General features: G+C 72.1%; 22 protein-coding genes and 1 pseudogene. 13 read left to right on the plus strand and 10 right to left on the minus strand.

Annotated elements, in window-relative coordinates; all coding sequences use genetic code 11:
- Nucleotides 1-103: 103 nt before the first annotated feature.
- Nucleotides 104-2,083, minus strand: a complete 1,980-nt coding sequence (locus ACWFR1_RS32105) for a SpoIIE family protein phosphatase (RefSeq protein ID WP_453557477.1) — start codon at nucleotides 2,081-2,083, stop codon at nucleotides 104-106.
- A 257-nt stretch (nucleotides 2,084-2,340) separates the two neighbouring features.
- The gene (locus ACWFR1_RS32110; RefSeq protein ID WP_453557440.1) at nucleotides 2,341-3,558 is read right to left on the minus strand and encodes a DUF6777 domain-containing protein; all 1,218 of its coding nucleotides are present in this window, start codon (nucleotides 3,556-3,558) and stop codon (nucleotides 2,341-2,343) included.
- Nucleotides 3,559-3,785: 227 nt separating this feature from the next.
- On the opposite strand from ACWFR1_RS32110, the gene ACWFR1_RS32115 reads away from it, so the two are divergent.
- Genes ACWFR1_RS32115 through ACWFR1_RS32125 form a run of 3 tightly spaced genes read left to right on the plus strand, consistent with a single transcriptional unit; the run spans nucleotide 3,786 to nucleotide 6,674 of the window.
- Complete coding sequence (locus tag ACWFR1_RS32115) at nucleotides 3,786-4,691, plus strand: YndJ family protein (protein ID WP_453557479.1); 906 nt, start codon at nucleotides 3,786-3,788, stop codon at nucleotides 4,689-4,691.
- Nucleotides 4,688-5,245: a DUF1990 family protein gene (locus tag ACWFR1_RS32120; protein WP_453557442.1), complete on the plus strand. Its 558-nt coding sequence runs from the start codon at nucleotides 4,688-4,690 to the stop codon at nucleotides 5,243-5,245. The genes ACWFR1_RS32115 and ACWFR1_RS32120 overlap by 4 nt, the downstream gene beginning before the upstream one ends.
- Before the next feature lie 22 nt (nucleotides 5,246-5,267).
- Complete coding sequence (locus ACWFR1_RS32125) at nucleotides 5,268-6,674, plus strand: lipase maturation factor family protein (protein WP_453557444.1); 1,407 nt, start codon at nucleotides 5,268-5,270, stop codon at nucleotides 6,672-6,674.
- Between the two features lie 67 nt (nucleotides 6,675-6,741).
- Here the strand turns inward: ACWFR1_RS32125 and ACWFR1_RS32130 are convergent, their stop codons facing one another.
- The 3 genes from ACWFR1_RS32130 to ACWFR1_RS32140 all read right to left on the minus strand — a co-directional run bounded on the left by ACWFR1_RS32130 (nucleotide 6,742) and on the right by ACWFR1_RS32140 (nucleotide 9,524).
- Nucleotides 6,742-6,912, minus strand: coding sequence for a hypothetical protein (locus ACWFR1_RS32130; RefSeq protein WP_453557446.1), 171 nt, complete (start codon nucleotides 6,910-6,912; stop codon nucleotides 6,742-6,744).
- 347 nt (nucleotides 6,913-7,259) lie between these two features.
- Nucleotides 7,260-8,744 carry an SDR family NAD(P)-dependent oxidoreductase gene (locus ACWFR1_RS32135; RefSeq protein WP_453557448.1) on the minus strand — a complete coding sequence of 495 codons (1,485 nt, stop codon included), beginning with the start codon at nucleotides 8,742-8,744 and terminating at the stop codon, nucleotides 7,260-7,262.
- Between the two features lie 66 nt (nucleotides 8,745-8,810).
- Complete coding sequence (locus tag ACWFR1_RS32140; protein ID WP_453557481.1) at nucleotides 8,811-9,524, minus strand: (2Fe-2S)-binding protein; 714 nt, start codon at nucleotides 9,522-9,524, stop codon at nucleotides 8,811-8,813.
- 257 nt (nucleotides 9,525-9,781) lie between these two features.
- Here ACWFR1_RS32140 and ACWFR1_RS32145 point away from each other — a divergent pair, with 257 nt between their 5' ends.
- Nucleotides 9,782-10,747, plus strand: coding sequence for a DMT family transporter (locus ACWFR1_RS32145; protein WP_453557450.1), 966 nt, complete (start codon nucleotides 9,782-9,784; stop codon nucleotides 10,745-10,747).
- Here ACWFR1_RS32145 and ACWFR1_RS32150 read toward each other — a convergent pair.
- The 3 genes from ACWFR1_RS32150 to panD all read right to left on the minus strand — a co-directional run bounded on the left by ACWFR1_RS32150 (nucleotide 10,628) and on the right by panD (nucleotide 13,224).
- Nucleotides 10,628-12,007 (minus strand): transglycosylase family protein, encoded by a 1,380-nt coding sequence (locus ACWFR1_RS32150; protein WP_453557452.1) that lies wholly within the window; start codon nucleotides 12,005-12,007, stop codon nucleotides 10,628-10,630. The two genes, ACWFR1_RS32145 and ACWFR1_RS32150, sit on opposite strands and share 120 nt — an antisense overlap.
- Nucleotides 12,008-12,434: 427 nt before the next feature.
- Complete coding sequence (locus ACWFR1_RS32155) at nucleotides 12,435-12,779, minus strand: GNAT family N-acetyltransferase (RefSeq protein ID WP_453557454.1); 345 nt, start codon at nucleotides 12,777-12,779, stop codon at nucleotides 12,435-12,437.
- A 19-nt stretch (nucleotides 12,780-12,798) separates the two neighbouring features.
- Complete coding sequence (gene panD / locus ACWFR1_RS32160) at nucleotides 12,799-13,224, minus strand: aspartate 1-decarboxylase (RefSeq protein ID WP_453557456.1); 426 nt, start codon at nucleotides 13,222-13,224, stop codon at nucleotides 12,799-12,801.
- Nucleotides 13,225-14,155: 931 nt separating this feature from the next.
- Here panD and ACWFR1_RS32165 point away from each other — a divergent pair.
- On the plus strand, nucleotides 14,156-14,998 hold the full coding sequence (locus tag ACWFR1_RS32165) for a PP2C family protein-serine/threonine phosphatase (protein WP_453557458.1): 843 nt from the start codon (nucleotides 14,156-14,158) through the stop codon (nucleotides 14,996-14,998).
- 169 nt (nucleotides 14,999-15,167) lie between these two features.
- A complete protein-coding gene (locus ACWFR1_RS32170) occupies nucleotides 15,168-16,133 on the plus strand; it encodes an MASE1 domain-containing protein (RefSeq protein ID WP_453557460.1) in 966 nt (321 codons plus the stop codon).
- A 123-nt stretch (nucleotides 16,134-16,256) separates the two neighbouring features.
- Here ACWFR1_RS32170 and ACWFR1_RS32175 read toward each other — a convergent pair.
- Nucleotides 16,257-16,503 (minus strand): annotated as a pseudogene (locus ACWFR1_RS32175) (hypothetical protein); the annotation flags it as partial.
- A gap of 36 nt (nucleotides 16,504-16,539) precedes the next feature.
- Nucleotides 16,540-17,112, minus strand: coding sequence for a M4 family metallopeptidase (locus ACWFR1_RS32180; RefSeq protein ID WP_453557462.1), 573 nt, complete (start codon nucleotides 17,110-17,112; stop codon nucleotides 16,540-16,542).
- A gap of 736 nt (nucleotides 17,113-17,848) precedes the next feature.
- Here ACWFR1_RS32180 and rhaI point away from each other — a divergent pair.
- The 7 genes from rhaI to ACWFR1_RS32215 all read left to right on the plus strand — a co-directional run bounded on the left by rhaI (nucleotide 17,849) and on the right by ACWFR1_RS32215 (nucleotide 26,448).
- Nucleotides 17,849-19,015 (plus strand): L-rhamnose isomerase, encoded by a 1,167-nt coding sequence (gene rhaI, locus ACWFR1_RS32185; protein ID WP_453557464.1) that lies wholly within the window; start codon nucleotides 17,849-17,851, stop codon nucleotides 19,013-19,015.
- A 61-nt stretch (nucleotides 19,016-19,076) separates the two neighbouring features.
- Nucleotides 19,077-21,116, plus strand: coding sequence for a bifunctional aldolase/short-chain dehydrogenase (locus tag ACWFR1_RS32190; RefSeq protein ID WP_453557465.1), 2,040 nt, complete (start codon nucleotides 19,077-19,079; stop codon nucleotides 21,114-21,116).
- 197 nt (nucleotides 21,117-21,313) lie between these two features.
- Nucleotides 21,314-22,813 (plus strand): rhamnulokinase, encoded by a 1,500-nt coding sequence (locus tag ACWFR1_RS32195; protein ID WP_453557467.1) that lies wholly within the window; start codon nucleotides 21,314-21,316, stop codon nucleotides 22,811-22,813.
- Entirely contained in the window at nucleotides 22,813-23,568 is a 756-nt protein-coding gene (locus tag ACWFR1_RS32200) for a (Fe-S)-binding protein (protein ID WP_453557469.1), read from the plus strand. The genes ACWFR1_RS32195 and ACWFR1_RS32200 overlap by 1 nt, the downstream gene beginning before the upstream one ends.
- Complete coding sequence (locus ACWFR1_RS32205; protein WP_453557471.1) at nucleotides 23,565-25,028, plus strand: LutB/LldF family L-lactate oxidation iron-sulfur protein; 1,464 nt, start codon at nucleotides 23,565-23,567, stop codon at nucleotides 25,026-25,028. The genes ACWFR1_RS32200 and ACWFR1_RS32205 overlap by 4 nt, the downstream gene beginning before the upstream one ends.
- Entirely contained in the window at nucleotides 25,025-25,666 is a 642-nt protein-coding gene (locus tag ACWFR1_RS32210) for a LutC/YkgG family protein (RefSeq protein WP_453557473.1), read from the plus strand. Before ACWFR1_RS32205 ends, ACWFR1_RS32210 begins: the two co-directional genes overlap by 4 nt.
- 95 nt (nucleotides 25,667-25,761) lie before the next feature.
- The gene (locus ACWFR1_RS32215; RefSeq protein ID WP_453557475.1) at nucleotides 25,762-26,448 is read left to right on the plus strand and encodes a response regulator; all 687 of its coding nucleotides are present in this window, start codon (nucleotides 25,762-25,764) and stop codon (nucleotides 26,446-26,448) included.
- Nucleotides 26,449-26,536: the final 88 nt, after the last annotated feature.

Consider the following 26,536-nt stretch of genomic DNA (forward strand, 5'->3'; position numbering starts at 1 on the left):
TCAGTTCACCCTCAGTTAACAAGGGCAGTTAGCCAGCTCTGCAACAAGGTCAGTCAACGCGTAACGAGGTCAAGTCAACACGTACCAAGGTCAGTCAACGCGTTCAGTTCGGCACGGTGAACTCGCACCAGACGCACTTGCCGCCGCCGCGCGACTCGACGCCCCACGCGTCGGAGATCCGCTCGACCAGGAGCAGGCCGCGGCCGGAGACGCCCGCCTCCCCCGCCTCGCGGCGCCGGGGCAGCGCGCTGGAGCGGTCCTCGACCTCCACGCGCATCCGCCGCTCGAGCCCGCTCAGGACCCGCAGGGTCACGATCGCGCCGCCGTCGGTGTGCATCAGCGCGTTGGTCATCAGCTCGTCGGCGACCAGCTCGATCTCCTCCGCCCGCTCCCCCGCGCCCCAGGCCCGTACCGCGGCCCGGATCATGTGCCGGGCGGAGCTCAGCGCCTCGGGATCGCTCTGGGCCACGTGCTGCTGGAACCGGCCGGTCCCGTGCGGGGCGAAGGCCGCCTGGCGGCGCAGCAGCAGGATCGCCACGTCGTCCTCGCCGCCTCGGTCGGCGACCACGTCGCAGAGGTGGTCGGCGAGCTGCTGGAGGTCGGCGGGGCCGCGCCGCACGAGGGAGGTGAGCCACTGGAAGCCCTCGTCGAGGTCGGCGCCCGGCTTCTCCACGAGGCCGTCCGTGTAGAGCATCAGGGTCTGTCCGGGGTCGAGCTCCAGGGCGGTCACGGGGTAGTCGAGACGGCCGAACTCCGCGGAGAGCCCGAGCGGCAGCCCGCCCTCCACCGGGAGCCTGCGGCAGCGCCCGTCGATCTCCCTGACGAGTGGGTCGACATGGCCGGCGCGGACGATCTGGACGACGCCGGTACCGAGGTCGACCTCGGCGTAGGTGCAGGTGGCGAAGCGCTCGGTGTCGAGCTCGTGCAGGAAGACGGAGGCCCTGGCCATGACGGTGGCCGGGGGGTGCCCCTCGGCGGCGTAGGCGCGGAGCACGATCCGCAGCTGTCCCATCACGGCCGCCGCGTGGGTGTCATGCCCCTGGACGTCGCCGATGACGGCGCCGACCCGACCCCCGGGCAGCGGGATGATGTCGTACCAGTCGCCGCCGATGTCCCGGCCGAGCCGGGCCGAGCGGTAGCGGACGGCGGTCTGCGCGCCGGGCACCTCGGGGATCCTGCGCGGCAGCATCGCCTGCTGGAGCCCTTCGGCGAGGTCGTGCTCCTGCTCGTACAGCATGGCCCGCTGAAGGCTCTGGGCGATGCTGCTGCCGAGGGCGACGAGCAGCGTCCGCTCGTCCTCGCTGAAGCCGGTCTTGTCGCTGTAGAGGAGGCCGAGCGCGCCGATGGGCCGGGCCTGGGCGATGAGCGGCAGATAGGCGGCGGCGGTGATGCCGAGGCCGCTGATGTGCGGCCACAGCACCGGGAAGGAGTCGGCGAAGTCCCGGGCCGAGTCGATGAACCGGGGCCGCAGGGTCCGGATCACCTCGCTCATCGGGTACGGCTCGTCCACCCGGGTGAAGCGGGTGCCCGGCACGAAGGCGCCGTCGGGCCCCTCGGCGACGAGATGGATGCGGCCGGATTCGAGGAGGCCCATCACGAGGCTGGCCGCGCCGAAGTGTTCGAGGGCGTGCGAGTCGTTGAGCAGGTCGATGACGTCCTGCACGGTCCGGGCGTAGGCGAGGGCCGCCGTCGTGCCCTCGACGACACCGGCGCGCTGTCTGCGCCCCTCGTCGAGACCGAGCCGGGCGGCGGACTCGGTCAGCTCGTGGGTGGCGTCGCGGAGGATGCCCACGATCCGTACGGGACGGCCCGTGGCATCGCGCTCGACGAGCCCCTGGGTGTGCGTCCACTGGTGGACGCCGTCGCGGCGGCGGATGCGGAAGTACGCGCCGTACTGGTCGCTGCCCTCCTTGAGCGCCTGGGCGACAAGCGTGTCGAGGCGGCGGCCCTCGTCGGGCAGGACCCGGGAGCCGAGGGTCTCGGGACGGTCGTCGTACTCGGTGCGGTCCATGTCGAAGACGCCGAGGGCGGCGTCGTCCATGATCATCGTGCCGGTGAGCAGGTCCCAGTCGAAACCGCCCATCCGGAAGGCCGAGCCGTAGTCGTGCAGGATCCGGGCTCCGGTGGGCGGCCGGTCCTCCAGCGCCGCCGGATCGACCGGATCCGCCGAATCGACCGGATCGACGGCATCCGCTGGATCGACCGGATCCACCGGCTCCCCCCGCCCATGGCGGAGACGCTCGACCGCCTCCCCGCCCCCGCTGCCCGCGTTCATGGGGCCACGCTAGGCGCAGCCCCGCCCCCGCGCACCACGAAGATCCCTTTCACCCCTTGGCCCTCTCATCCTTCGAAGGTCTCGGGCTGCTCCTGCCCCGTGTCGGGTGGGACGAGCTCCTCGGGCGGCAGTTCCCCTTCCGGGCCGTCGGGCGGCAAGACGGGGGGCTCGGCGTACGGGTCGGCATACGGATCCGCGTACGGGTCGGAGGGCGGTTCCTCGTACGGGTCGGCGTACGGGTCGGAGCTCGGCTCCTCGTACGGGTCGGGGGCCGGCTGCTCGTACGGGTCGGGGTCCGCGGGCGTCGGGGCGGTTCCCGTGCCACCGCTCCCGGACGGGTCCGGGACCGTGAGGGCCGGGCCCGTCGGGTCCGTCGGCCTCGGCGGGACGGGTGTGGCAGGCGTGGACGTGTCGGGCCGCCCGGGATCAGGGCTCGGGGGGCTCGGGGGATCCGGCGTGCCGGTCCCGGTCAGGTGGCACTCGTCCGGGTCGCAGTCCGGTTCCACGGCCGGCTTCCGGTCCTCGGCCCCGTCGCTGCCGGTCCGCCGCTCGATCCAGCTGCTGTCGGCGGCGTTCACGATGACGAGGCTGGTGACGACGGTGCTGGTCGGCCGGACGACGATCACGTGCTCGGGGTCGAAGTCGTCCCAGGGTTCGCCCTGGTGGACGCCGCTCTGGACCGAGACCGGGCTCCGGAGCGGGTTGCCGCAGGCGCAGCGGACGCGCGGGGACCCGTACTGGTCGACGAGGACCGCCGTACCGGACTGGAGGACGGCTTGGAAGGCGGTGGCGCGGCCGCCCCGGTAGCCGTGGTTGGTGACCCGGGTGTCGGCGCGCAGGACGACCGGGGTCAGGCCGCGCAGCCAGCCGGAGACGTTCGTCTCGGGGATGCCCGCGGCCTCGGCGAAGGCGCGCGTTCTGCCCTGGTCGCCGGAGAGGAAGGAGACCTGCTGCTCGACGTCGCAGCTGGCCTCCGCCCGGGTGCCGCCGTAGAGGCCAGGGGTGGAGCCGGTGATCTCGCGGACCCGCTGGACGGAGGCGGCCTCCGGGTCCCGCTCCGGGGAGACCGTACGACCGGCGATCCGGGCGCTGGACGCGGTGAAGGGGTCGGGCCCCTTGGCGGCGAGCGGCTGGAGGTGGACCTCCTGGGCGGCGGCCTCGGGCTGCTCGCCGTGACTGCCGCCCGGCTCTCCGGAGGAGCAGCCGGCGACGAGGAGAGCCGAGGCGAGCGTCGCGGTGATCGCGGTGGGTGTTCGCCGCGTCCGGCGCAGAGGTGTGCGCACCTGGTTCTCCCGTTTTCTCTCTCCGGGGCCCGGCGCCCGGTTCCGGCCAGTCCCTCATGTCTGTCGCAGCGCACGGGCCCCCGCAAGCGGAGGAAGGCCGACCGGGGCGGCCGACACCCGGCCGGCCGAACGCCGCCCCGGACCGTCACTTGAACACGTTCAAGAAAGGCCCTACGCTCGGCTCGTCAGTTGAACGCGTTCAAGTCGGGGGGTGTCCGGTGACCGCGCTGTCCGTCGTGGTGAACCCGGTCGTGATGATCGGGATGTTCTGGGTGGTGCCGACGGGGCTTGCGCTCCTTGACGGGCCGCGGCCCCCGGGCCTCGATCCGCTCCGGCGCGCCTGGCCGCTGCTCGCCGCCCCCGGAGCGCTGGCCCTGTGGCTGCCCCGCTCCGGAGTCTCGGCGGGGCTCGCCGCCGTCTACGCCCTCGCCACGGTGGCGCTCGCGCTCCAGGCCCCGGCCCGACTCATGCTCACGCGCTCCCCGCGCCCCCGGGAGATCGCCGTCCTCACCGCGCTCGCGGCCCCTTCCGTCGCCGGTCTGGCGCTCGTCGCCGAGCGGGCCTCGTACCCGCTCTTCGGCTTCGACCTGGACCTCCTCGCGCTGACCGTCCCGCACTTCCACTTCGCGGGCTTCGCCGCCGCCCTCGTCGCGGGTCTCGTCTGCCGCGCCGACGACGGCCCCACCGCCCGCTTCGCCGCGCTCAGCGTCCCGACGGGCACGCTGCTGGTCCTGGTCGGCTACTTCGTCGACGACTGGGCCGAGCTCGCGGGGGCGGTCGTGCTGACGGCCGGGATGGCGGCGGTCGCCGTCCTGACCCTGCGGGAGCGCCGCGAGCTCGCGACCGGCCGGCTCACGCGCGCGCTGCTCGCCGTCTCCGCCCTGGTCCTCGTCGTCACCATGCTGCTCGCGCTGAGCTGGGCGCTCGGCGAGGCCACGGGTCTGCCGCACCTCAGCCTGACGTGGATGGCCGCGACCCACGGCCTGGGCAACGCCCTCGGCTTCGCCGTCTGCGCCCTGCTCGCCCGGCGCCGCCTCCAGGCGGACCGGCCCGCAACGCCGTCGACGACGACACCGTCCCCCCTCCCGACCCGACTCCATCCCGCCCACCAGCGAACGGACCTCCCCGCATGAGCCGCCTCACGAGCAGCTTCTCCCACATCCCTCCCTCCCATCCCCGCCCGAGCCTCACGTACCGCGAGGTCGGCGCCACCCGCTCCCCGGAGGAGCTCCCCGAGGGCTACCACCACCTGCGGCAGAGCATGGTCGTCGGCCAGGGCCGTGCCGCCTTCGAGGCCGCCGGCGCCGCCGTCACCACCTGGCGGATGCACCGCTCCTCCGGGGCGACCGTCCGCAGTGAGGCCGACCGCGCCGAGCCCGGTGTCCACCTGGAGGTGTCGGTGGGGGTCGGCCGGGTCCGGCTCGGCGCCCCCTGCTCGGTGATCTGGACCGCGTACGAGGAGCAGCGGACCGGCTTCGCCTACGGCACCGTGACCGGGCACCCGGAGTGCGGCGAGGAGTCCTTCGTCGTCGAGCTGGCGCCCGACGGCACGGTCCGCTTCACGGTCACCGCGTTCAGCCGGCCCTGCGTCTGGTACACCCGGCTCGCCGGCCCGCTGATCCCCGTGCTCCAACGGACGTACGCCCGCCATCTCGGCCGGACCCTCCGACGTCTCGTCAGGTCGTGACCCGGGGCCGATACTGGAAGGGATGGAGTGGTTCACCGCGCCCGACCTCTGGCTCAGCCGGATCGCGTTCCAGCGGGGCCTCGCCGGGCTGTACTGCGTGGCGTTCCTGTCGGCCGCCCTCCAGTTCAGGGCACTGATCGGCGAACGCGGCATGCTCCCGGTGCCGGAGTACCTGCGCGGGACCCGGCCCCGCCAGACCCCCTCGCTCTTCCGCTGGCGCTACTCGGACCGGCTGTTCGCGGCCGTCGCGTGGACCGGGGCGGCGATCGCCCTGGCCATGGTGGCGGGCGCCGGTGACGCGGTGCCGCTGCCGGTGTCGATGCTCCTGTGGTTCGCGCTCTGGGCCCTGTACCTGTCGATCGTGAACGTGGGCCAGACCTGGTACTCCTTCGGCTGGGAGTCGCTGCTCCTGGAGACCGGCTTCCTCGCGGTCTTCCTCGGCAACGACGACACCGGGCCGCCCGTCCTCATCCTCTTCCTGCTGCGCTGGCTGCTCTTCCGCGTCGAGTTCGGCGCCGGTCTCATCAAGATCCGGGGCGACGCCTGCTGGCGGAAGCTCACCTGTCTCTACCACCACCACGAGACACAGCCGATGCCCGGGCCGCTGAGCTGGTTCTTCCACCACCTCCCGCGCCCGCTGCACCGGGTCGAGGTCGCGGCCAACCACGTCGTGCAGCTGTTCGTGCCGTTCCTGCTCTTCACACCGCAGCCGGTGGCCACGGTCGCCGCCTGCCTGATGATCGCGACACAGCTGTGGCTCGTACTCTCGGGCAACTTCGCCTGGCTGAACTGGATCACCATCGTGCTGGCGCTCTCCGTCGTGGACGCGTCCGCGCTCACCGGGGAGCATCCGCGGCCGGACCCGCCGCTCTGGTACGTGGTCGTGGTCGTCGCGGTGACCGCCTTCGTCCTGTTCCGGAGCTACCGCCCGGTGCGCAACCTGCTCTCCCGTAACCAGGCGATGAACCGCTCGTACGACCCGTTCCACCTGGTCAACACCTACGGCGCGTTCGGCACGGTCGGCCGGGTGCGGGACGAGATCGTCATCGAGGGCACCGACGACCCGGATCCGCACGTGGGCACGGTGTGGCGGGAGTACGGCTTCCGGGGGAAGCCCGGCGATCCCCGCCGTCTGCCGCGTCAGTTCGCCCCGTACCACCTCCGCCTGGACTGGCTGATGTGGTTCGCCGCCCTCTCCCCCGGCTACGCGCGCGAGTGGTTCGGGCCCTTCGTGGAGCGGCTGCTCGAAGGAGACCGCGACACGCTGCGGCTGCTCGCCCACAACCCGTTCCCCGACGCGCCGCCGACGCACGTCCGCGCCCGGCTGTACCGGTACCGGTACACCACCTGGCGCGAGCTGCGCGAGACGGGGGCGTGGTGGCACCGCACGCTGGTACGGGAGTACCTGCCGCCGGTCCGGCTCCGGTAGGGACGTCGGTGGGGACGTGCCGCTGCCCCCGGCCGCACGGCGGACGGGGGCAGCGGGTGGAGCGGGCTCAGTCGATGCTGGGCAGGATGTGGGGCTCCGCGAGGTCGTCCTCGTAGCCCGCCAGCCGGATCGGGGCCGCGTGGGCCCACACTTCGAGGCTTCCGAGCTCGCCGTTCCGGCGGGGCCGGTCCTGGGGTTCGGCCGGTCTCGGTTCCTGCTTCGTCAGTTCGGGTGTCACCGCGCACTCCTTTGTGTCGCGTACCTGTGGGGCCTTGGTGCCGTCGGTCGCGGTGGCGCCGTTCATCGGGCGGGACCGCGGCCTTGGTGGCAGGCCAGTCCCCGGACCAGCCGTGAGGATGGTGTGTCTCCTCGGTGGCCGACCGTGGACATCAGAGTAACCAAATGAGCGCGTCCGCGCTCTACCGGGCTCGGAAGTGTGATGCGATCGAGTGAACAAGACCGAAAGAGCGCCCTACCAGGAGGTAGAGCGCTCTTTCCAGAACGGAGCAGAACGGAACGGAGCAGAACAGAGCGGGACAGGACGGCCGGACGCCGAGGCTCCCGCCGGGGCGCCGGATCCGCCGTCTACCAGTTGGCGGGGGCGTAGTCCTTCAGGAAGCAGCCGTAGAGGTCCTCGCCGGCCTCGCCGCGCACGACCGGGTCGTAGACCCGGGCGGCGCCGTCGACCAGGTCGAGCGGGGCGTGGAATCCCTCCTCGGCGAGGCGCAGCTTGTCGAAGTGCGGACGCTCGTCGGTGATCCAGCCGGTGTCGACCGAGGTCATGAGGATGCCGTCGGTCTCGAACATCTCCTGGCCGCTGGTCCGCGTCACCATGTTCATCGCGGCCTTCGCCGCGTTGGTGTTCGGGTGCCCGGCGCCCTTGTAGCCGCGGCTGAAGACGCCCTCCATCGCCGAGACGTTGACGACGTAGGCGCGTCCGCTGGCCGCCTTCTTGGCGGCCTCGGCCATCGCCGGACGGAGCTTGCTGATCAGGATGAACGGCGCCGTGTAGTTGCACAGCTGCGTCTCGAGGAGCTCCACCGGGGAGATCTGCTCGATGCTCTGCACCCAGGTGTTGCTCTCGACGACGTCCGGCACCAGGCCGCCCGCGTCGATGGCGGTGCCGTCGAGGTGGCGGGCGATGCTGGCGTTCCCCGCGACCAGGGCGAGGTCGGCGACCTGCTGCGCCTCCAGGCCGCTCACCCCGACGGGCAGCGCGGCGGCCGCCCCGAGCTCGCCGACCGCACCGGAGTTGAAGGCGCCGATGACGTGGTGGGCCGGGAGCTCCCCCGCGGGCAGCGGGGCGCTCTCGCCGTCGACCAGGGCGGCGTAGGCGGAGGGCAGGCGGCGTACGGTCTGCGTCGCGTTGTTGATGAGGATGTCCAGCGGACCGTCCTCGGCCATCTGGTCGGCGAGGGCGACGGCCTGCGCCGGGTCACGCAGGTCGATGCCGACGACCTCCAGGCGGTGCATCCAGTCCGCGGAGTCGTCCATGGCCTTGAAGCGGCGGATGGCGTCCTTGGGGAAGCGCGTGGTGATCGTCGTGTGGGCGCCGTCGCGGAGCAGTCGCAGAGCGATGTACATGCCGATCTTGGCCCGGCCGCCGGTGAGCAGCGCGCGCTTGCCGGTGAGGTCGGCGCTCGCCTCGCGCTTGGCCCGGTTCAGGGCCGCGCACGGCTGGCAGAGCTGGTGGTAGAAGTAGTCGACCTCGACGAAGCGCGTCTTGCAGACGTAGCAGGAGCGCGGGCGCTGGAGTATCCCCGCGATCCGCCCCTCCTCCGTGACCGAGGAGGGCAGGATGCCCTCGGTCTCGTCGTCGATGCGCTGCGCGGAGCCGGTGGCCGTGGCCTCGGTGACCGCCTTGTCGTTGGCGGTCTTGGCGGCCCGGCGCTCCTGGCGGCGGCGCTGCTTCACCGTCCGGTAGATCCCGGCGGTGGCGCGCCGGACGACGATCGCGTCCGGGTGGTCGACGTCCAGCTTGTCGAGCTCGTCGAGGACGCTCAGGCAGACGGCCAGGCGCTCGGGGTCGACGCCCGGCCCGTAGTCCTGGTTTTCTTCGGTCACCGTCATGGCCTTCGGGTTCCTCGTTCGCTCGTACGTCGTCGCCGCCGCTCGCGGGCGCTCGAATAAGCAACTTTACGGAGCGGGGGGCCGCGCCTCCAAACCCGTTCGGGGTGCGTGGTCGAAGACACAGTCCCCGCAGAGGCCGCCGCCGGGGCAGCGGTAGTAGAGGCAGCAGCTCGCGCGGCGCAGCCGGGGGCCGCGGACCGTCCCGGCGAGGTCCGGGTGGTCGAGGAGCCCGGAGACCAGCGCGGCGGCCCGCTCGGCGACCTCGGGCCGGTCCTGGGCGCGGGCCCAGCGGGTGAGCTCGCGCAGCGCGCCGGCGAGGGCGGAGCCGGCGTTGCCCCAGAGCAGCCGGGGCGAGATCCGGCCGTCGCGGCGCAGCGCCGCGTGCAGCGGGACGAGGTGGGCCTCCTGGACGGCCTCGCGGAGGGCCTCGACGGTGGCGGGGCGGGTCGCGGAGCCGGACCACCACAGGTCGTCGGGGGAGGTCAGCGCCCCGTCCCAGTGCAGCTCGCCGGGGGCGAGGTCGGGGAAGTACCCGAACATCGCGGCCGGACCGAGGGCGGTCGACCAGAGCCGGGCCGCGAGCCCGAGGTGGGCGACGGAGGCCCCGACCCGTCGCTCGGGAGCGTGGAGCCGGGCGGCGACCCGGTCCACGCGCGCGGTGAGGGGCCCGTGCTCCCCCGCGTACAGGAAGGCGAGAGGGACGTGCGCCCCTCCGGTCTCCGGCGCGGCGGTCCGCAGCGCGAAGAACCCGCCCACCGCTCCACTCGCCACGAGATCCAGTTCCGATGCCACGCGCCTGCCCCCGCCTTCCCCGTCCATGGCCCCGCCCCGGTGGCGCGGCCTCCCCTCCCGCGATGATTCCTCATGATTCTTCCGCACCGGGACCGGGCGCCGGAATGATCCCGTTCCACCCCTTCCGACCTGCGCGGGTGTACATCCACGGTCGTACGCGTGGACCTTGTACTGCGTCGGCGGTACCCGCCAGGACGTTCCCTGGTACGACGCCGAAATCGCTCGGAAGAGAGATCGTGGAGGGTATGAGCCCCCTCCTGCTGTCCGTGCTCCTGTCCCTGGTCTCGGCGGTCGCCTACGCGGCCGCGGCGATCGTGCAGGAGCGGGTCGCGGCCTCCGCCGCAGGTCCCCGCTACGCGCCGCTGCGCAGCCCGGCCTGGTGGGTGTCCGTCCTGCTCAACGGTCTCGGCGCGACCCTGCACGTGGTCGCCCTCGCGTTCGGTCCGCTCAGCCTGGTCCAGCCGCTGGGCGCGCTCACGATCGTCTTCGCGCTGCCCATGGCGGCCCTCTTCGTCGGCCGCAGGGCCGGGCGGCGGGCCTGGCGCGGCGCTCTCATGGCCACGGTCGGCCTCGCCGGTCTGCTGAGTCTCACGAACGGCACCGACGCGCAGTCGCTCACCGACGGGGAGCGGTGGATGCTCGCGGCGGGCACGTCCGCCGTGGTGGCCGTCCTGTTCACGGCGGCGCACCTGGTGGGCCGGTCCGTACTGCGCAGCGTGGTCCTGGCCGCCGCGGCCGGCGTCTCCTTCGGCATGGCCTCGGTCTTCACCAAGTCCGTGGCCGAGGAGTGGACCTCCGGCGCCCCGCTCGCCGAGTGGACCGGTCTGCTCGTACTGTCCGGGCTCGCCGTGACCGGACTGCTGCTCTCGCAGGCCTCGTACCGGGGCGCGGGGCTCGCCGCGCCGCTCGCCACGGTCACCGTGGTGAACCCGGTGGTGGCGGCGGCCGTGGGCCTCACGCTCTTCGGCGAGAGCTTCCGTTACGGGGTGGCGGGCACCGTCGCCGCGCTGCTCTGCGGCGCGGTCGCGGCGGGCGGGCTCGTTCAGCTCACCCTGGACCGCATGACGGTCCCGCCGGAGGCCCTGTCGGTGTCAGATGGAGACGCCCCGCGCCCTGAGGTAGGCCAGCGGGTCGACGTCGGAGCCGTACCCGGGACCCGTCCGCACCTCGAAGTGGAGATGCGGTCCCGAGCTGTTGCCGGTCGACCCTGAGCGTCCGATGCGCTGTCCTCCCTGGACCCGCTGGCCCTCCCGGACGGTGAGCGCGGACAGGTGCGCGTACTGGCTGTAGCGGCCGTCGTCGTGGCGCAGGACGACCTGATAGCCGTACGCCCCGCCCCACCCCGCGGAGACGACCCGGGCGTCGGCGACGGCCTTGACCGAGGTCCCGGTGGGCACGGGGAAGTCCACTCCGGTGTGGTAGCCGCTGGACCACGAGGAGCCGCGGGTGCCGTAGCGGGTGCCGATGTCGGCGGCGATGGGAGCGGAGTAGCGGTCCTTGTCCGGCGCGGGGGCCGGGCGGGGCTTGGCCGCGGGCCTGCTGACGGGCTTCGCCTTCGGCTTCGCGACGGGCTTGGCGGCGGGAGTGCTGCGGGGAGCCGGGGCTTTGGTGGCGGCGGGCGGCTTCGAGGCGGGCCGCTTCGAGGGGGCGGCCTTGACCGGCGGAGTGACCTTCACCGGCGGGGTGGCCTTGACCGGCGGAGCCGTCTTGGTCGCCGGAGGGGCCGTCTTCGTCGCCGGAGGGACGGTTCTGACCGGCGCGGGTGTCTCGGCCGGCCGGGGTGGCGGCTTCGGCGCCGCCGTCTTCTTCGGTGCGGCGATGCGCAGGGTGAGCCGCTGGCCGGGGTGGATCAGGTCGGGGTCGTCGCCGACGACGGGCCGGTTCGACTCGTACAGCCGCTTCCAGCCGCCCTGGACCCGCTCCTCGCGGGCGATCTTCGAGAGGGAGTCGCCGGGCGTCACCGTGTACATCTCGCGGACCGTGGGCACGGTGGTCGGACCGGCGGCGGGCCTGGTGGCCTGCTCGGGTAAGGCGCGCTGTCCCGGCAGGGACGCGGTCCTCGGCGCGTTCCCGGCGGTGGAGGGGGACTCGCCGCCCCTGGCGAGGCCCGAGTCGGGGCCGCACGACGGCCAGGCGCCGGGACCCTGTCCCTTCAGGACGCGCTCGGCGATCGCGATCTGCTGGTCCTTGGAGGCGAGGTCGGCGCGCGGCGCGTAGTGCGTGCCGCCGTAGCTCTCCCAGGTGGACTGGCTGAACTGGAGGCCGCCGAAGTAGCCGTTCCCGGTGTTGATGCGCCAGTTGGAGGAGGACTCGCAGGCCGCGACCTTCTCCCAGACGTCCAGCGAGGCGGCCTGCACGGCTCCCGCGCCGATCAGCGGCAGCGCCATTCCGGCACCTCCCGCGGTGACGGTGAGCGACGCACGGTTGATGCGGCTCGGCTGGTGGCGGCGGTGACGTCCGCGTACGGCCATGGGCCCCCCTTGGAACACAGCGACAGCCGTCCAAGTTAGGGGTGGCGCACGCTCCGTGACAAGGGTTCGCGCGGAACCGTACGTCCCGTCCGTCACCTTCCCGTTGACGACGGGCGGAGCCCGGCGGGGCCCGGCTGGGGCTGAGGCTCGGGTTCCGGTACGGGTCCGCCGGGCTCGGGCACCGGGCTGGGCACGGGGTCCGGAGGCGTCGGTACGGGGCTGGGCGGGGGTACGGGGTTGGGCGGGGGTACCGGTGGCGGGGAGGGCACCGGGGGCGGGACGGGCGAGGGCTGCGGATCGGGGAAGGGGTGCGTCATCACGGACCTCTCGGTCGTCGGGATCCTCCCTTCCCAGGGTGACCCGGCGGACGGTCGCGCGCCCGCCGGGTCCGCCCTTCGGGGGTCCGGTCCGGGCCCCCGCCCAGAGGTCACCAGAGGTCGGGGGTGGCCTTGAGCTGGAGCTTCGCCGCGCGGACGACGTCGGCCGGGGGGACGGGGGCCTCGTCCGGGTGGCGCTCGGCCCACTTGGCGGCGTACGGGCAGAGCGGCACGACGGGGACGCCCTCGCCGGCGGCGATCGTGTAGAACTCGCGCACGAGGGCTCCGGCGATCCCCTTCCCCTCGTGCCCGTCCTCGACGATGGTGTGGACCGCCACGAGGGCATGGGGTGCGGCGTCGAGGACGAAGTAGACGATGACACCGACGAAGGTGTCCTCCTCGAACGCCTCCAGGCGCCCGTTCGTCCGGTCGTCGCGGATCTTCAGCTCGGCCATGCGGTGGCTCTCCCTCGGGTCAGGCCTGTGCGGGTACGGCGTGCGGGGCGCGGACGGTGTCGCTCCCGGGAACGGGCGCGGAGGCGTCCTCGCCGAGCTCCACGATGCGGTTGTCCGCGTCGACGTGCACGACGCGCGGCGTGAACGCGCGCGCCTCGGCGTCCTCGACCTGCGCGTAACTGATGAGGATCACGAGGTCGCCGGGGTGGACGAGGTGCGCGGCCGCGCCGTTGATCCCGATGACCCCGGAGCCGCGCTCCCCCTCGATGACGTACGTCTCCAGCCGGGCCCCGTTGTCGATGTCGACGATGTGCACGAGCTCACCGGGCAGCAGATCGGCCGCCTCCATCAGCTCGGCATCGACGGTGACGGACCCGACGTAGTGCAGGTCGGCCTGGGTCACGGTCGCCCGGTGGATCTTGGACTTGAACAGAGTGCGCAGCACTTTGGACTCCTCGAAGACGGCTCCCTGCCTGCTTTCTGCAGGTCAAGGGCGGTCTCGACCTTACACCGACACCCCCGTCCGATGTTTGTGAGGAACATCGCTCCGGTCGGGCTAGACGGCTTCCCACCTGGGCTTTCCCTTCGCACCGGTGCCTGTTGGGACGGCCGTCCCGGAACGCGCGGGGACTCATGCTGACCAGTTGCCGACTTACCTGATGAGCCATCAACCATGCGGGAGACCCCTCTGCACACATGGATGACGTGCGCCCACGCACCTCCGACCTGTCGGCACTGACCTCGCTCTGGCTCACGGAACACGGCCCCTTTGGCCATCAACCGGTCGACGCTAGACCGCTCCGGAAGTCGGCTCTCTGGTTGCCGCCCCCGCCCGAGGCCCCCTGGCAGCGCGGAACTCGCGAGCGAGGCGGGGCCAAGGCGCAAACGCCGGCCCGCCCTGGCCGAAGCCAAGGTCACGCGCCTCTGCGCACTTGCGTGCGTCGCTCCTCCCTTCGGTCCTCGCGTCGAGGCGTTCTCCGGCGCGGACCAGGCACTCTTCCGTCTCCTCGCCAGGGGCGACGTCGAGGAGTTTCGCGCCGTCGTCCACGCCGGCCGCGACACTCGCCCCCGGCTCACCTTCGACAAGAGCTGGGGAGGCCCCGTCTCCCGGGCGAGTCGCGCGGCGTCGGCCTGCTCGGTCCGGACAGAGTCAGGGGCGGGGCGATGCCTTCGATCTCGCCGAACCGCTGTTCGTTTCTGGCGGGTGTGGGGTGGCCCCGCTGGGATCCGCCGCGCTCTCCGCCGATGAGATGCGGACGCTGTCCCCTCCGGGCAGAGTAGGAAGGACCTGTTCGTACCGAGGTGGTCCCGTGTGGTCCCGCGTGCTGGAGACGGGACGGAGTGATGCGAGGATTGTCGTGACGTCGGAGTGATCGATGTTCCGCAGACGGCCGGCCGACAGCAGCGAGGACCTTCTGGTCCGGCTCGGGTCGCTGACCGCCAGGGCGCGGGAGTTGGCCGAGACGCAGCGTTCCCGTGTCGAGCTCGCCGTGGCCATTCAGCGCGGCATGCTGCCCTCGGACCTGCCCAGCTTTTCGGGCGCCCGGCTGGCTGTCCGCTATGAGCCCGCCAACCACGGGCTCAACGTCGGCGGTGACTGGTACGACGCTTTCTCCCTGCCCGGCGGGCAGATCGGCATGTCCATCGGTGACGTGCAGGGGCACAACATCGAGGCCGCCGCCTTCATGGGGCAGGTCCGCGTGGCACTGCGCGCGCTGGCCTCCGTCACCGGAGACCCGGGAGAGCTGCTCGGTCGCACCAACGACCTGCTGATCTCTCTGGGCGCTGACCTCTTCGCCACCTGCACCTTCCTGCGGCTCGACACCGCTGCCGGCACCCTGGAGTGCGCCCGGGCCGGTCACATCCCCTACATCTGGGCCACCACCGACGGCCGCTCCGGTATCGACGACAGCGAGGGCGGGCCTCCACTCGGTGTGCTGCGCGGCGTCGACTACCCGGCCACGCGCCACCGGCTCACCGCCGACGGTGTCTTCGTCCTCCTGACCGACGGGGTGGTGGAGGGGCCCTCGCTCCACGTCGACGAGGGTCTGGACCGGGTGACGCGGCTCGCCGGGATCACCGCCGTCGCCGGGCTGGACGTCGAGGCGCTCGCCACCGCCGTCATGAAGCTGGCGGCCACGGTGGGGCACGAGGACGACGCGGCCGTCCTGGTCGTCGGCCATGACGGCGGTCCGGCCCGGCCGGCGGCCGAGGAGTGAGGGGAGGGGGCTCGCCTCGGGCCGGGTCGGTCTTCGGACCCGCCCGGGCCCGTGCCGGACGGCGGCGCCCGACACGCAGGGGCCTTCCCGGTCGTGGCGGCCCGGCCGGTGTCTGATGGCTGACGTGTTGGATACTCGGCAGTTCCGGTCCACTACGGAGGCGGCTCTGATGTCGCTGGCCGTGGCGGTTTGCTACTACGCGGCCGGACGACTCGGCCTGATGGGCCGCCTCGTCGTCGAAGGCGTGGTGGTCACCCCCATCTGGCCGCCCACCGGCGTCGCTGTCGCCGCCCTGCTGCTGCTCGGCGCGCGGGTCTGGCCCGGGATCGCCCTCGGCTCCTTCCTCGTCATCGCCTCCCTCACCACTCCGGGGCCCACCACAGTGGTCACCGTGGTCGGCAACACCGTCGCGCCACTCTGCGCCTTCCTGCTGCTGCGACGGGCCGGCTTCCGGCTCGACATGGCACGGCTGCGGGACGGACTCTCCCTGGTCTTCCTCGGCGGGTTCGGCGCCATGCTGATCAGCGCGACCGCGGGGGTCGGACTGCAAGTGGCGAAGGGCTCCCTGGACAAGAGCGAGTTCTGGCCCGTCTGGCTGGCCTGGTGGGTGGGCGACACGATGGGGGTGCTGCTCGTCGCCCCGCTCCTGCTCGTCCTCACGGGGCCGGCCGGACGGTTCCGCGTACAGCGCTGGAAGGAGGCGGCCTTTCTGGGGCTGACGACCCTGATCCTCATGCCCATGGCCGTGCTCAGCCCGATGAGCATGCTCTTCCTCGTCTTCCCCCTGCTGATCTGGGCAGCGCTCCGCTTCCAGCTCGTCGGAAGCATGCTGTGCGCGCTCTTCGCCTCCGTGCTCGCCACCTTCGAGGCGACCTCCGGACGGGGCGCGTTCCTCCACCTCACGGACGTCGAGATCATGGCCAAGCTCCAGGCGTTCAACGGTTCCGCAGCCCTGACCGCCCTGCTTCTCGCCTCCATCATTACCGAGCAGCGTGCGACCCGCCGGTCGGTGCGCCGCGCCTGCCAGGAACTGGCGGAGGTCCTGGAACACCTCGCGGCGGGCGAGCCCTCACCGGGTCTACCCGGCACCGCCGAGACCCGGGCAGCCCCACCCGGCGGGCACCGGAATCCGTGATCCCCGCGCCGGAGCCGGCGCAGGGACCAGGAGCCGTACAACGACTGCAAGACATGGGAACTGTCCGGCGCTGACAAGCTGGTTCGTGATTGCGTTGGAGATGCACGTCCTGAGCTGGTTTTGTCAGGCGATGGTGTTGCGGTCCGGAGACGAGGCCGGCGATGGCCCGGTAGGTGTAGGGCAGGACCTCTCGCCGGTGGGTCCAGCGGGTCAGCTGCTTCCAGCGTTTGTGGTCGGCGAGCGCGTGCTCGACGGTGATGCGCTTCGACGAGTGCCGGTGCCGGGCCTCTTCTCTGGCGGCGTGCACCTGCGAGGAGGCGATCCTGTTGGGCTTTCCGAGCGGTGTGATCGCCTTACCGGGGTGGTCGCGTCGCACCGACCTGTCGAGCACCGACATCGCTCCGGTTCACGGAACACGGTCCCTTTGGCCATCGACAGGTCGACGCTCGACCGCTCCGGGAGTCGGCTCGCTGCCTGCCGCCCCGCCGAGGCCCCTCGGCAGCGTGGCACGGCCACGGGTTCTTCCACGAGCTGCCGGGATAGAGGTAGAAGCCCGGGTCCCGTGGCTTGAAGGACAGTGTCCGTACGATGCCCCGGGGTGCGCGTGGGCCGCGCTCGGGATCGCGGCGGGGTCGATGCGCCGTTCGCTCATTTCGTCGACGTCGGGCGGGAGCGGCAGGTAGTCCCGGTCGGCACTCCGGCCGTCGGTCATGTCACGCAGCGCGCACTCCTCGGGTGCGGTCACCGGGCAGAGGTCCTCGCCGAGGAGACCGGCGGTCGGGGCGTCCATCGGGGTGCCGGACCCGGTGACGTCGACGGCGTTCCCGGAGTAGTCCGAGACGGCCTCGTTGATCGCTCCGGACTGCTGGAGGTAGATCAGACCTCCGAAGTGGTCGGTGACGCCGTGGGTCATCTCGTGGCCCACCACGTCCAGGTCGGCGGCGAAGGACCGTCCGTTGGACGAACGGCCGTAGACCATCCTCGTGCCTCCTGCGGGGAGGACTCGGAGCGCGAGGACTCGGAGGGCGAGCCCTCGTCCTTCAGGCCGGTGATATGGCTGGGAGTACGGGAATGGCGGCCGGCGACGATGTCCGGCAGTGGTTCGCCGGCTGCGGCAGGCACACTGGCGAGTGCGAGGGGCATGGCGAGCGCGGCGGCCATGCCGGCCCCCGTGAGGCGTCCGAGACGCATAGCTGTACGGCCTCCAGGTCGGAACGGTTGCCGCACGCCAGGCATGCGCCGCTACCCGGCCATTACCTGCGGCTTCCTCGCGGAAGGGCACCGAGGCCCGACTGGCGATGTAGGCGCCGTTCCGGAGGGTGGTGACCCGCTGGCAGAGGTCGAAGATCTCCTCCAGGCGGTGCGAGAGTCACCCGAGATGAAATGTTTCATTTGAGTTGCCCTGGAAGCTCACCCCCTCCACCCCGCCGGTCAAGAGCCGGTCCGGCCGCACCGCACTGCCGCAGGAGCCGCCCGGACGGGTTGAACGGCCTTGAACTGCGCGGAAATCAGCATTTCTAGACTGACAGGCGGTGAATAACACGATGCAGTGACGTGACAGGACCGCGCCACGTAGCCCGTCCGGCGCCTTGACGAGCACCTCGCCGCCAACTAGCTTCCCTCTCGAAATGAATCGATTCACTCAGCTGATCGTTTCCGCGTCGTCCGACCCTTCCGCAGGGCTCTCCCGTGCTCCCAGCCACCCCGAGGTGACCATGCCTGACATCGCTGCCGTGAAGGCCGTACTTGCCGCCCAGCGGATCGAGACACCCTCCTGGGGGTACGGAAACTCCGGCACCCGCTTCAAGGTGTTCGCGCAGGAGGGCGTGCCCCGGACTCCGTACGAGAAACTGGACGACGCGGCGCAGGTGCACGCGTTCACGGGTGTCGCCCCGAAGGTGTCCCTGCACATTCCGTGGGACCGGGTCGAGGACTACGCGGCGCTCGGCGCGTACGCGAAGGAGCGGGGCCTGGAGCTGGGTGCGATCAACTCCAACACCTTCCAGGACGACGCCTACCGGCTGGGCAGCGTCTGCCACCCGGACGCCGGCGTACGCCGCAAGGCCGTGGAGCATCTCCTCGAGTGCGTCGACATCATGGACGCCACCGGCTCCACGGACCTGAAGCTGTGGTTCGCCGACGGTACGAACTACCCCGGCCAGGACGACATCGTCGCCCGCCAGGACCGGCTGGCCGAGGCGCTGGCCGAGGTGTACGAGCGGCTCGGGGACGACCAGCGGATGCTGCTGGAGTACAAGTTCTTCGAGCCGGCCTTCTACACCACCGACGTACCGGACTGGGGGACGTCGTACGCCCACTGCCTCAAGCTGGGGCAGAAGGCGCGGGTCGTCGTGGACACCGGCCACCACGCGCCGGGCACGAACATCGAGTTCATCGTGGCGTTCCTCCTGCGGGAGGGAAAGCTCGGCGGCTTCGACTTCAACTCGCGCTTCTACGCGGACGACGACCTGATGGTCGGCTCGGCCGACCCGTTCCAGCTGTTCCGGATCATGCACGAGGTCGCGAAGAACGACGGCCTGCGCCCCGAGACGAACGTGGCGTTCATGCTCGACCAGTGCCACAACATCGAGGCGAAGATCCCGGCCGTGATCCGCTCCGTGATGAACGTCCAGGAGGCCACCGCCAAGGCGCTCCTCGTCGACCTCGACGCACTGGCCGCCGCGCAGCGCGAAGGTGACGTACTCGCCGCGAACGCCGTCCTGATGGACGCCTACAACTCCGACGTACGCCCCCTGCTGCGCGAACTGCGCGAGGAGCAGGGTTATCACCCCGACCCCGTCGCCGCGTACGCCGCCTCGGGGTGGCAGGGCCGGATCGCGGCCGATCGCGTCGGCGGCGAGCAGGCCGGCTGGGGAGCCTGACCGCACCCGTCCGCGAGTCCTTCCACGTCATCAGCCCGCACAACCAAGAGGAAGAGTCATCATGGCCCTCCACCCCGCCGTCGACGCACTGCTGGGGCGCTCGAACCGTCTCGGATCCGACCCGCGCAACACCAACTACGCGGGTGGCAACACCTCCGCCAAGGGCACCACGACCGACCCCGTCACCGGCCGGGACGTGGACCTGCTGTGGGTCAAGGGTTCCGGCGGCGACCTCGGCACGTTGACCGGGGACGGCCTCGCCGTGCTGCGCCTGGACCGGCTGCGCGCGCTCAGGTCCGTCTACCCGGGCGTGGAGCGCGAGGACGAGATGGTCGCCGCGTTCGACCACTGCTCCTATGGGAAGGGCGGGGCGGCCCCGTCCATCGACACGGCCATGCACGGCCTGGTCGAGGCGGCCCACGTCGACCACCTCCACCCGGACTCCGGCATCGCGCTCGCCTGCGCCGCCGACGGGGAGAAGCTGACGGCGGAGTGCTTCGGCGACACCGTGGTGTGGGTGCCCTGGCGCCGGCCCGGCTTCCAGCTGGGCCTCGACATCGCCGCCGTCAAGGACGCGAACCCGCGGGCGATCGGCTGCGTCCTCGGCGGGCACGGCGTCACCGCCTGGGGCGACACCGCGGAGGAGTGCGAGCGCAACTCCCTGGACATCATCCGCACCGCCGAGGCGTTCCTCGCCGAGCGCGGCCGCCCCGAGCCCTTCGGCCCCGTCGTCGAGGGGTACGAGCCGCTGCCCGAGGAGGCGCGCCGGGCGCGGGCGGCCGCGCTCGCACCCGTGATCCGTTCCCTGGCTTCGCGGGACCGGCCGCAGGTCGGTCACTTCACCGACACGGACGTCGTCCTGGACTTCCTGTCCGGCGCCGAGCACCCGCGCCTCGCGGCCCTGGGCACCTCGTGCCCTGATCACTTCCTGCGCACCAAGGTCCGGCCGCTGGTCCTCGACCTGCCGCCCACGGCTTCGACGGAGGAGGCGGTGGCGCGGCTGAGGGAGCTGCACGCCACCTACCGCGAGGAGTACGCGGCCTACTACGCGCGGCACGCCACCGCCGACTCCCCCGCGATGCGCGGCGCGGACCCGGCGATCGTGCTGGTCCCAGGCGTCGGGATGTTCTCCTTCGGCAAGGACAAGCAGACCGCCCGGGTCGCGGGCGAGTTCTACGTCAACGCGATCAACGTGATGCGCGGCGCCGAGGCGGTCTCCTCCTACGCTCCCATCGAGGAGTCGGAGAAGTTCCGCATCGAGTACTGGGACCTTGAGGAGGCCAAGCTCCAGCGGATGCCCAAGCCGAAGCCGCTGGCCACGCGCGTCGCTCTGGTGACCGGCGCGGGCTCCGGCATCGGCAAGGCCATCGCCCGTCGGCTGGTCGCCGAGGGCGCCTGCGTCGTGGTCGCCGACCTCAACGGCGAGAACGCGGCAGAGGTGGCGAAGGAGCTCGGCGGTCCTGACAAGGCCGTGGCGGTCACGGTCGACGTGACCTCCGAGTCGCGGATCGCCGCCGCGTTCCAGGAGGCCGCCCTCGCCTTCGGCGGCGTCGACCTCGTCGTCAACAACGCCGGCATCTCCATCTCCAAGCCCCTCCTGGAAACCACCGCGCGGGACTGGGACCTCCAGCACGACATCATGGCCCGCGGCTCCTTCCTCGTCTCCCGCGAGGCCGCCCGCATCATGATCGAGCAGGGCCTCGGCGGCGACATCGTCTACATCGCCTCCAAGAACGCCGTCTTCGCCGGCCCCGACAACATCGCGTACTCCGCCACGAAGGCCGACCAGGCCCATCAGGTACGGCTCCTCGCCGCCGAGTTGGGCGAGCACGGCATCCGCGTCAACGGCGTCAACCCTGACGGCGTCGTCCGCGGCTCCGGCATCTTCGCCGCGGGCTGGGGCGCCCAGCGCGCCGCCACCTACGGCATCGAGGAGAACAAGCTCGGCGAGTTCTACGCCCAGCGCACCCTCCTCAAGCGCGAGGTCCTCCCCGAGCACGTCGCGAGCGCCGTCTTCGCCCTCACCGGCGGCGACCTCACCCACACCACCGGCCTCCACATCCCCGTCGACGCGGGCGTGGCGGCGGCCTTCCTGCGCTGACGGCGCACCCGATCCGCCCTGATGCCGGTCGTCCGAGGCGCCGGCATCAGGGTGTACGACCGGCGGACCGCTGGGCAGGAGACCGTCGGGGTCTGCCACGCGCCGCGCTGTTCCCCGGCGGGTCGACCGGTCCGCTGCCTCTTTCCCCCGACGACGAACCACCCCGACGAACCACCCGCCCCGCGGAGGAAGCCCACGTGACCACCACTCCCCCGTCCTCCGCCTTCGCCTCCGCGTTCGCCGCCGTCGATCTCGGCGCCACCAGCGGCCGCGTGATCCTGGGCCGGGTCGGCCCGGACAACCTCGACCTCACCGAGGCGCACCGCTTCCCCAACACGCCCGTCCGCCTGCCCGACGGGCTGCGCTGGGACGTCCTCGCCCTCTTCCAGGGCGTCCTCGACGGACTGCGCGAAGCCGCCCGGGCCGGCGGAGTCGACTCGATCGGCGTGGACACCTGGGCCGTGGACTACGGACTCCTCGACGCCGACGGCGCCCTGCTCGGCCACCCGTACCACTACCGCGACGACCGGACCGACGGGATCGCCGAACGCGTCCGGGCCGCGGTCGGCCGCGAGGAGCTGTACGGCATCACCGGCCTCCAGCACCTCCCCTTCAACACGGTCTTCCAGCTCGCCTCCACGGAGGGAACCGTCCAGCGGGACGTCGCCCGCACCCTCCTGCTCATCCCCGACCTGCTGGTCCACTGGCTGACCGGCTCGATCGGCGCGGAGGAGACCAACGCCTCCACCACGGGCCTCTTCGACGCGCGCACCGGCACCTGGTCCAAGGAGCTCCTGAACCGGCTCTCTCTCGACCCCGGCCTCCTCCCGCCGCTGCGTTCCCCCGGCGACCCGGCGGGCACGCTGCTCCCGCACGTCGCCGCGTACACCGGGCTCGACGCCCGCACGCCGGTGACGACGGTCGCCTCGCACGACACCGCCTCCGCGGTGGTCGCCGTCCCGGCCACGGAGCCGAACTTCGCGTACATCTCCTGCGGTACGTGGTCGCTGGCCGGCCTGGAGCTGGACGCCCCGGTCCTGACCGAGGAGTCCCGGGCGGCGAACTTCACCAACGAGCGCGGCATCGACGGCACCATCCGCTACCTGCGCAACATCATGGGCATGTGGCTCCTGGAGGAGTGCCGCCGCACCTGGGACACGCAGGGCCTGCCCACGCGCATCCCGGCGCTGCTCGCCGACGCCGCCCGCGCCACCCCGTTCGCGTCACTCGTCGATCCGGACGCCCCCGAGTTCCTCGCCCCCGGCGACATGCCGACCCGCATCCGGGACCACTGCGCCCGCACGGACCAGCGCGTCCCCGGCAGCCCGGGCGCCGTGGTCCGCTGCATCCTGGAGAGCCTGGCCCTCGCCCACCGCCGTACGCTGCGGCAGGCGGCCGAGCTCGCCGGCCGCGACATCACCCACGTCCACCTCGTCGGCGGAGGCTCGCGCAACGACCTGCTGTGCCGGCTCACCGCCGACGCCACCGGACTGCCCGTCATCGCCGGCCCGACGGAGGCCACCGCGCTCGGCAACATCCTCGTGCAGGCCCGGGCCGCCGGACTGGTCGGCGACCTCGCCGCCATGCGCGGGCTCATCGCCTCCACCCAGCACCTGCGGCACTACACTCCCCGGGGCGACTGCGCCGCCTGGGACGCGGCCGCGGCCCGCCTCGACTCCGCCGTGAGGACCTCCTGATGCGTGTCGCCCTCTTCGCCACCTGCGTCAACGACGCGGTCTACCCGTCCACGGCCGTCGCCACTGTCAAGGTGCTCGAACGGCTCGGCGTGGACGTCGACTTCCCGGCCGCGCAGACCTGCTGCGGGCAGCCCCAGTACAACACCGGCTACCGCCGCGAGACCGAACCCCTGGTCCACCGCATGGTCCGCGCCTTCGAAGGCTACGCGTACGTGGTCACGCCGTCCGGCTCCTGTGTGGCCATGGTCCGCGACAACTACCCGAGGATCGGCCGGAAGGCACAGGCCGAAGGCCGCGGCGACACACTGACGGAAGCCTCCGACTCCCTCGTCCCCCGGACCTACGAACTGACGGAGTTCCTCGTCGACGTCCTCGGCGTGACCGATGTCGGCGCGTACTTCCCGCACACGGTCACCTACCACCCCTCCTGCCACGGCCTGCGCGTGCTCGGCCTGGGCGAACGCCCACGCCGTCTCCTGGAGGCGGTGAAGGGACTCGAGTTGGTGGAGCTGCCGGGCGCGGAGGAGTGCTGCGGCTTCGGCGGCACCTTCGCCGTGAAGAACCCGGACGTGTCGGCGGCGATGGGCGCCGACAAGATCCGCAACTCCCTGTCCACCGGCGCCGAGGTCCTGTGCGGCGCCGACAACTCCTGCCTGATGCACCTGGGCGGGATGCTGCGCCGCCAGGACGCCACGCAGCGCGCCCTGCACATCGCCGAGATCCTGGCGAGCACGGAAGAGGAGCCCTTCGTATGAGCGGGACCTTCGTCGGGATGCCGGCCTTCCCGAAGGCCGCGCGTGAGGCCGTACGCAACGACACCCTGCGGGCGAACCTCCGCCACGCCACGCACACCATCCGCGACAAGCGCGCGGTGGCCGTGGCCGAACTCGCGGACTGGGCCGAGCTCCGCGAGGCCGGAAAGCAGATCAAGGACCGCACGCTCAGCGGCCTGGACGGCTATCTCGTCCAGCTGGAGGAGTCGGTCACCGCCGCGGGCGGCACCGTCCACTGGGCGGCGGACGCGGCCGAGGCCAACCGGATCGTCGCCGACCTGGTGAAGGCCACCGGCGGCAGTGACACGGACAAGCGTGAGGTCGTCAAGGTCAAGTCGATGGCCACGCAGGAGATCGGCCTCAACGAACACCTGGAGGCCGAGGGCATCCGCGCCTACGAGACCGACCTCGCCGAGCTGATCGTGCAGCTCGGCGAGGACCGTCCCTCGCACATCCTCGTCCCGGCCATCCACCGCAACCGCGGCGAGATCCGCGACATCTTCCGCTCCGAGATGGGCAAGTGGGGCCGGGAGGCACCCGACGGCCTCACCGACAGCCCCGCCGAACTCGCCGAGGCGGCCCGGCTCCACCTCCGGGAGAAGTTCCTGCGCGCCAAGGTCGGCATCTCCGGTGCCAACTTCATGGTCGCCGAGACCGGCACCCTCGTGGTCGTCGAGTCCGAGGGCAACGGCCGCATGTGTCTCACCCTCCCCGAGACGCTGATCTCCGTCGTCGGCATCGAGAAGGTCGTCCCCACGTGGCGGGACCTGGAGGTCTTCCTCCAGACGCTCCCCCGCTCCTCGACCGCCGAGCGCATGAACCCGTACACCTCGATGTGGACCGGCACCACCGACGAGGACGGCCCGCGGAACTTCCACCTGGTCCTCCTCGACAACGGGCGCACCGACACCCTCGCCGACGAGGTCGGCCGGCAGGCCCTTCGCTGCATCCGCTGCTCCGCCTGCCTCAACGTCTGCCCGGTGTACGAGCGGGCCGGCGGCCACGCGTACGGCTCCGTCTACCCCGGCCCCATCGGCGCCATCCTCACCCCGCAGCTCCGTGGCACCGCGAGCGAGGTCGACGCCTCCCTGCCGTACGCCTCCTCGCTCTGCGGCGCCTGTTACGACGTCTGCCCGGTCGCCATCGACATCCCCGAAGTCCTCGTCCACCTCCGCGAACAGGTCGCCGACCAGGGCGGGCCGGGCCACCGGCTGGAGAAGGCCGCCGTCAAAGCGGCGGGCTGGGTTCTCGACCACCCCGGCGTCCTCGCGGCGGGCGAGCGCGTCGCGTCGAAGACCCGCGCGCTCCACCCGAAGAAGCTGCCCGGTCCGGGCGCCCGCCAGTGGACGGAGAGCCGCGACCTGCCCGAGATGCCCGCGGAACCGTTCCGCGACTGGTGGAAGAAGAACCGCGCGGAAGACAGCACAGGAGACCGTCCATGAGCCAGAACTCCCGCGAACGGGTCCTCGGCCGCATCCGCCGGGCTCTCGCCGACGCGCCCGTCGCTCCCGAGCCCGCGCGCGACTACCTCACCACCCACACCCCCGACGACCTCACCGCGGTCCTCGATCTCCTCCACGAGAACCTCGCCGACTACCGGGCGATCGTGCACCGCGCCACGGAGAGCGAACTCCCTTCACTCATCGCGTGGTTGCTGGAGCAGCACGCTGCGGGTTCCGTCGCCGTCCCGCCGGGGCTGCCCGCCGCCTGGCTGTCCGGCACCACGGCGGAGCAGCGCCACGACGAGGGCGCGCTCCTCACCCCCGACGACCTCGACGCCACCGACGCGGTCGTCACCGGCTGCGCCCTCGCCGTCGCCGAGACCGGCACGATCGTCCTGGACGGCGGACCCGGCCAGGGCCGCCGTGCCCTCACCCTCGTCCCCGATGTGCACATCTGTGTCGTACGCACCGCCGACCAGGTCGTCGCCTCCGTCCCGCAGGCGCTGCCCCGTCTCGACCCGGCCCGCCCCCAGACCTGGATCTCCGGCCCCTCCGCCACCAGCGACATCGAACTCGACCGGGTCGAAGGTGTGCACGGTCCCCGCGTGCTGCTCGTCGTACTGGTCACCGAGGCATGAGGCCCCGGTCCTCGCATCTCGGTGCCCACGAAGCCGCCGTATGACGGACAATCCTTGTGGGGGCCGAAACGAACCCACCGACCGCAGGGGGCGCCATGTCCGATCTGCCGGCAGCCGGCACACCCACGCGGGTCTTCCTCGTCGACGACCACGAGGTCGTCCGCCGGGGCCTTCGTGACCTGATCGACGACGAGCCCGACCTGGACGTGGTCGGCGAGGCGGCGTCTGCGGAGCAGGCACTGGCCAGGGGGCCCGCCCTGCGGCCGGACGTGGCGGTCCTCGACGTGCGCCTGCCCGACGGGAACGGCATCTCCGTGTGCCGGGAGCTGCGGTCCCGGATGCCGGACGTCGCGTGCCTGATGCTGACGTCGTTCGACGACGAGGACGCTCTTCTCGACGCGATCATGGCGGGGGCGGCCGGGTACGTCCTGAAGCAGATCAAGGGGTCGGATCTGGTGGCGGCGGTACGGACCGTCGCCACCGGGCAGTCGATGCTCGATCCGGCCACCACCGCCCGGCTGATGCGCTCGCTGCGCGACCCCGAGGCAGCCAAGCCGCCGGATGACGAGCGGCTCGCGGTGCTGTCCGACCGGGAGCGGTCGGTACTCGACCTCATCGGCGAGGGTCTCACCAACCGGCAGATCGCCAAGCGGCTCTATCTGTCGGAGAAGACCGTCAAGAACCACATCTCCCGGCTGCTCGGCAAACTCGGCGTGGAACGCCGCGTACAGGCGGCCGTCATCGCCGCGCAGGTCCACGAGCACGACACCGAGGAGATCTAGAAGCCTTCATTCCCGCTCGGTCGGTCACTCCCGCTCGGTCGGGAGGGGGATCCGCCACTCGAGGACCGTTCCGCTGCCCGGCGCCGCC

It is taken from the genome of Streptomyces sp. NPDC055103, assembly GCF_053607625.1.

Coding starts and splice junctions, on each gene's coding strand:
- rhaI (WP_453557464.1), top strand. CDS start 17,849: ATGCCTGACATCGCTGCCGTGAAGGCCGTACTTGCCGCCCAGCGGATC.
- ACWFR1_RS32205 (WP_453557471.1), top strand. CDS start 23,565: ATGAGCGGGACCTTCGTCGGGATGCCGGCCTTCCCGAAGGCCGCGCGT.
- ACWFR1_RS32180 (WP_453557462.1), bottom strand. CDS start 17,112: ATGGTCTACGGCCGTTCGTCCAACGGACGGTCCTTCGCCGCCGACCTG.
- ACWFR1_RS32190 (WP_453557465.1), top strand. CDS start 19,077: ATGGCCCTCCACCCCGCCGTCGACGCACTGCTGGGGCGCTCGAACCGT.
- ACWFR1_RS32210 (WP_453557473.1), top strand. CDS start 25,025: ATGAGCCAGAACTCCCGCGAACGGGTCCTCGGCCGCATCCGCCGGGCT.
- ACWFR1_RS32215 (WP_453557475.1), top strand. CDS start 25,762: ATGTCCGATCTGCCGGCAGCCGGCACACCCACGCGGGTCTTCCTCGTC.
- ACWFR1_RS32120 (WP_453557442.1), top strand. CDS start 4,688: ATGAGCCGCCTCACGAGCAGCTTCTCCCACATCCCTCCCTCCCATCCC.
- ACWFR1_RS32145 (WP_453557450.1), top strand. CDS start 9,782: ATGAGCCCCCTCCTGCTGTCCGTGCTCCTGTCCCTGGTCTCGGCGGTC.
- ACWFR1_RS32105 (WP_453557477.1), bottom strand. CDS start 2,083: ATGGGCGGTTTCGACTGGGACCTGCTCACCGGCACGATGATCATGGAC.
- ACWFR1_RS32200 (WP_453557469.1), top strand. CDS start 22,813: ATGCGTGTCGCCCTCTTCGCCACCTGCGTCAACGACGCGGTCTACCCG.
- ACWFR1_RS32165 (WP_453557458.1), top strand. CDS start 14,156: ATGTTCCGCAGACGGCCGGCCGACAGCAGCGAGGACCTTCTGGTCCGG.
- ACWFR1_RS32170 (WP_453557460.1), top strand. CDS start 15,168: ATGTCGCTGGCCGTGGCGGTTTGCTACTACGCGGCCGGACGACTCGGC.
- ACWFR1_RS32155 (WP_453557454.1), bottom strand. CDS start 12,779: ATGGCCGAGCTGAAGATCCGCGACGACCGGACGAACGGGCGCCTGGAG.
- ACWFR1_RS32150 (WP_453557452.1), bottom strand. CDS start 12,007: ATGGCCGTACGCGGACGTCACCGCCGCCACCAGCCGAGCCGCATCAAC.
- ACWFR1_RS32135 (WP_453557448.1), bottom strand. CDS start 8,744: ATGACGGTGACCGAAGAAAACCAGGACTACGGGCCGGGCGTCGACCCC.
- ACWFR1_RS32125 (WP_453557444.1), top strand. CDS start 5,268: ATGGAGTGGTTCACCGCGCCCGACCTCTGGCTCAGCCGGATCGCGTTC.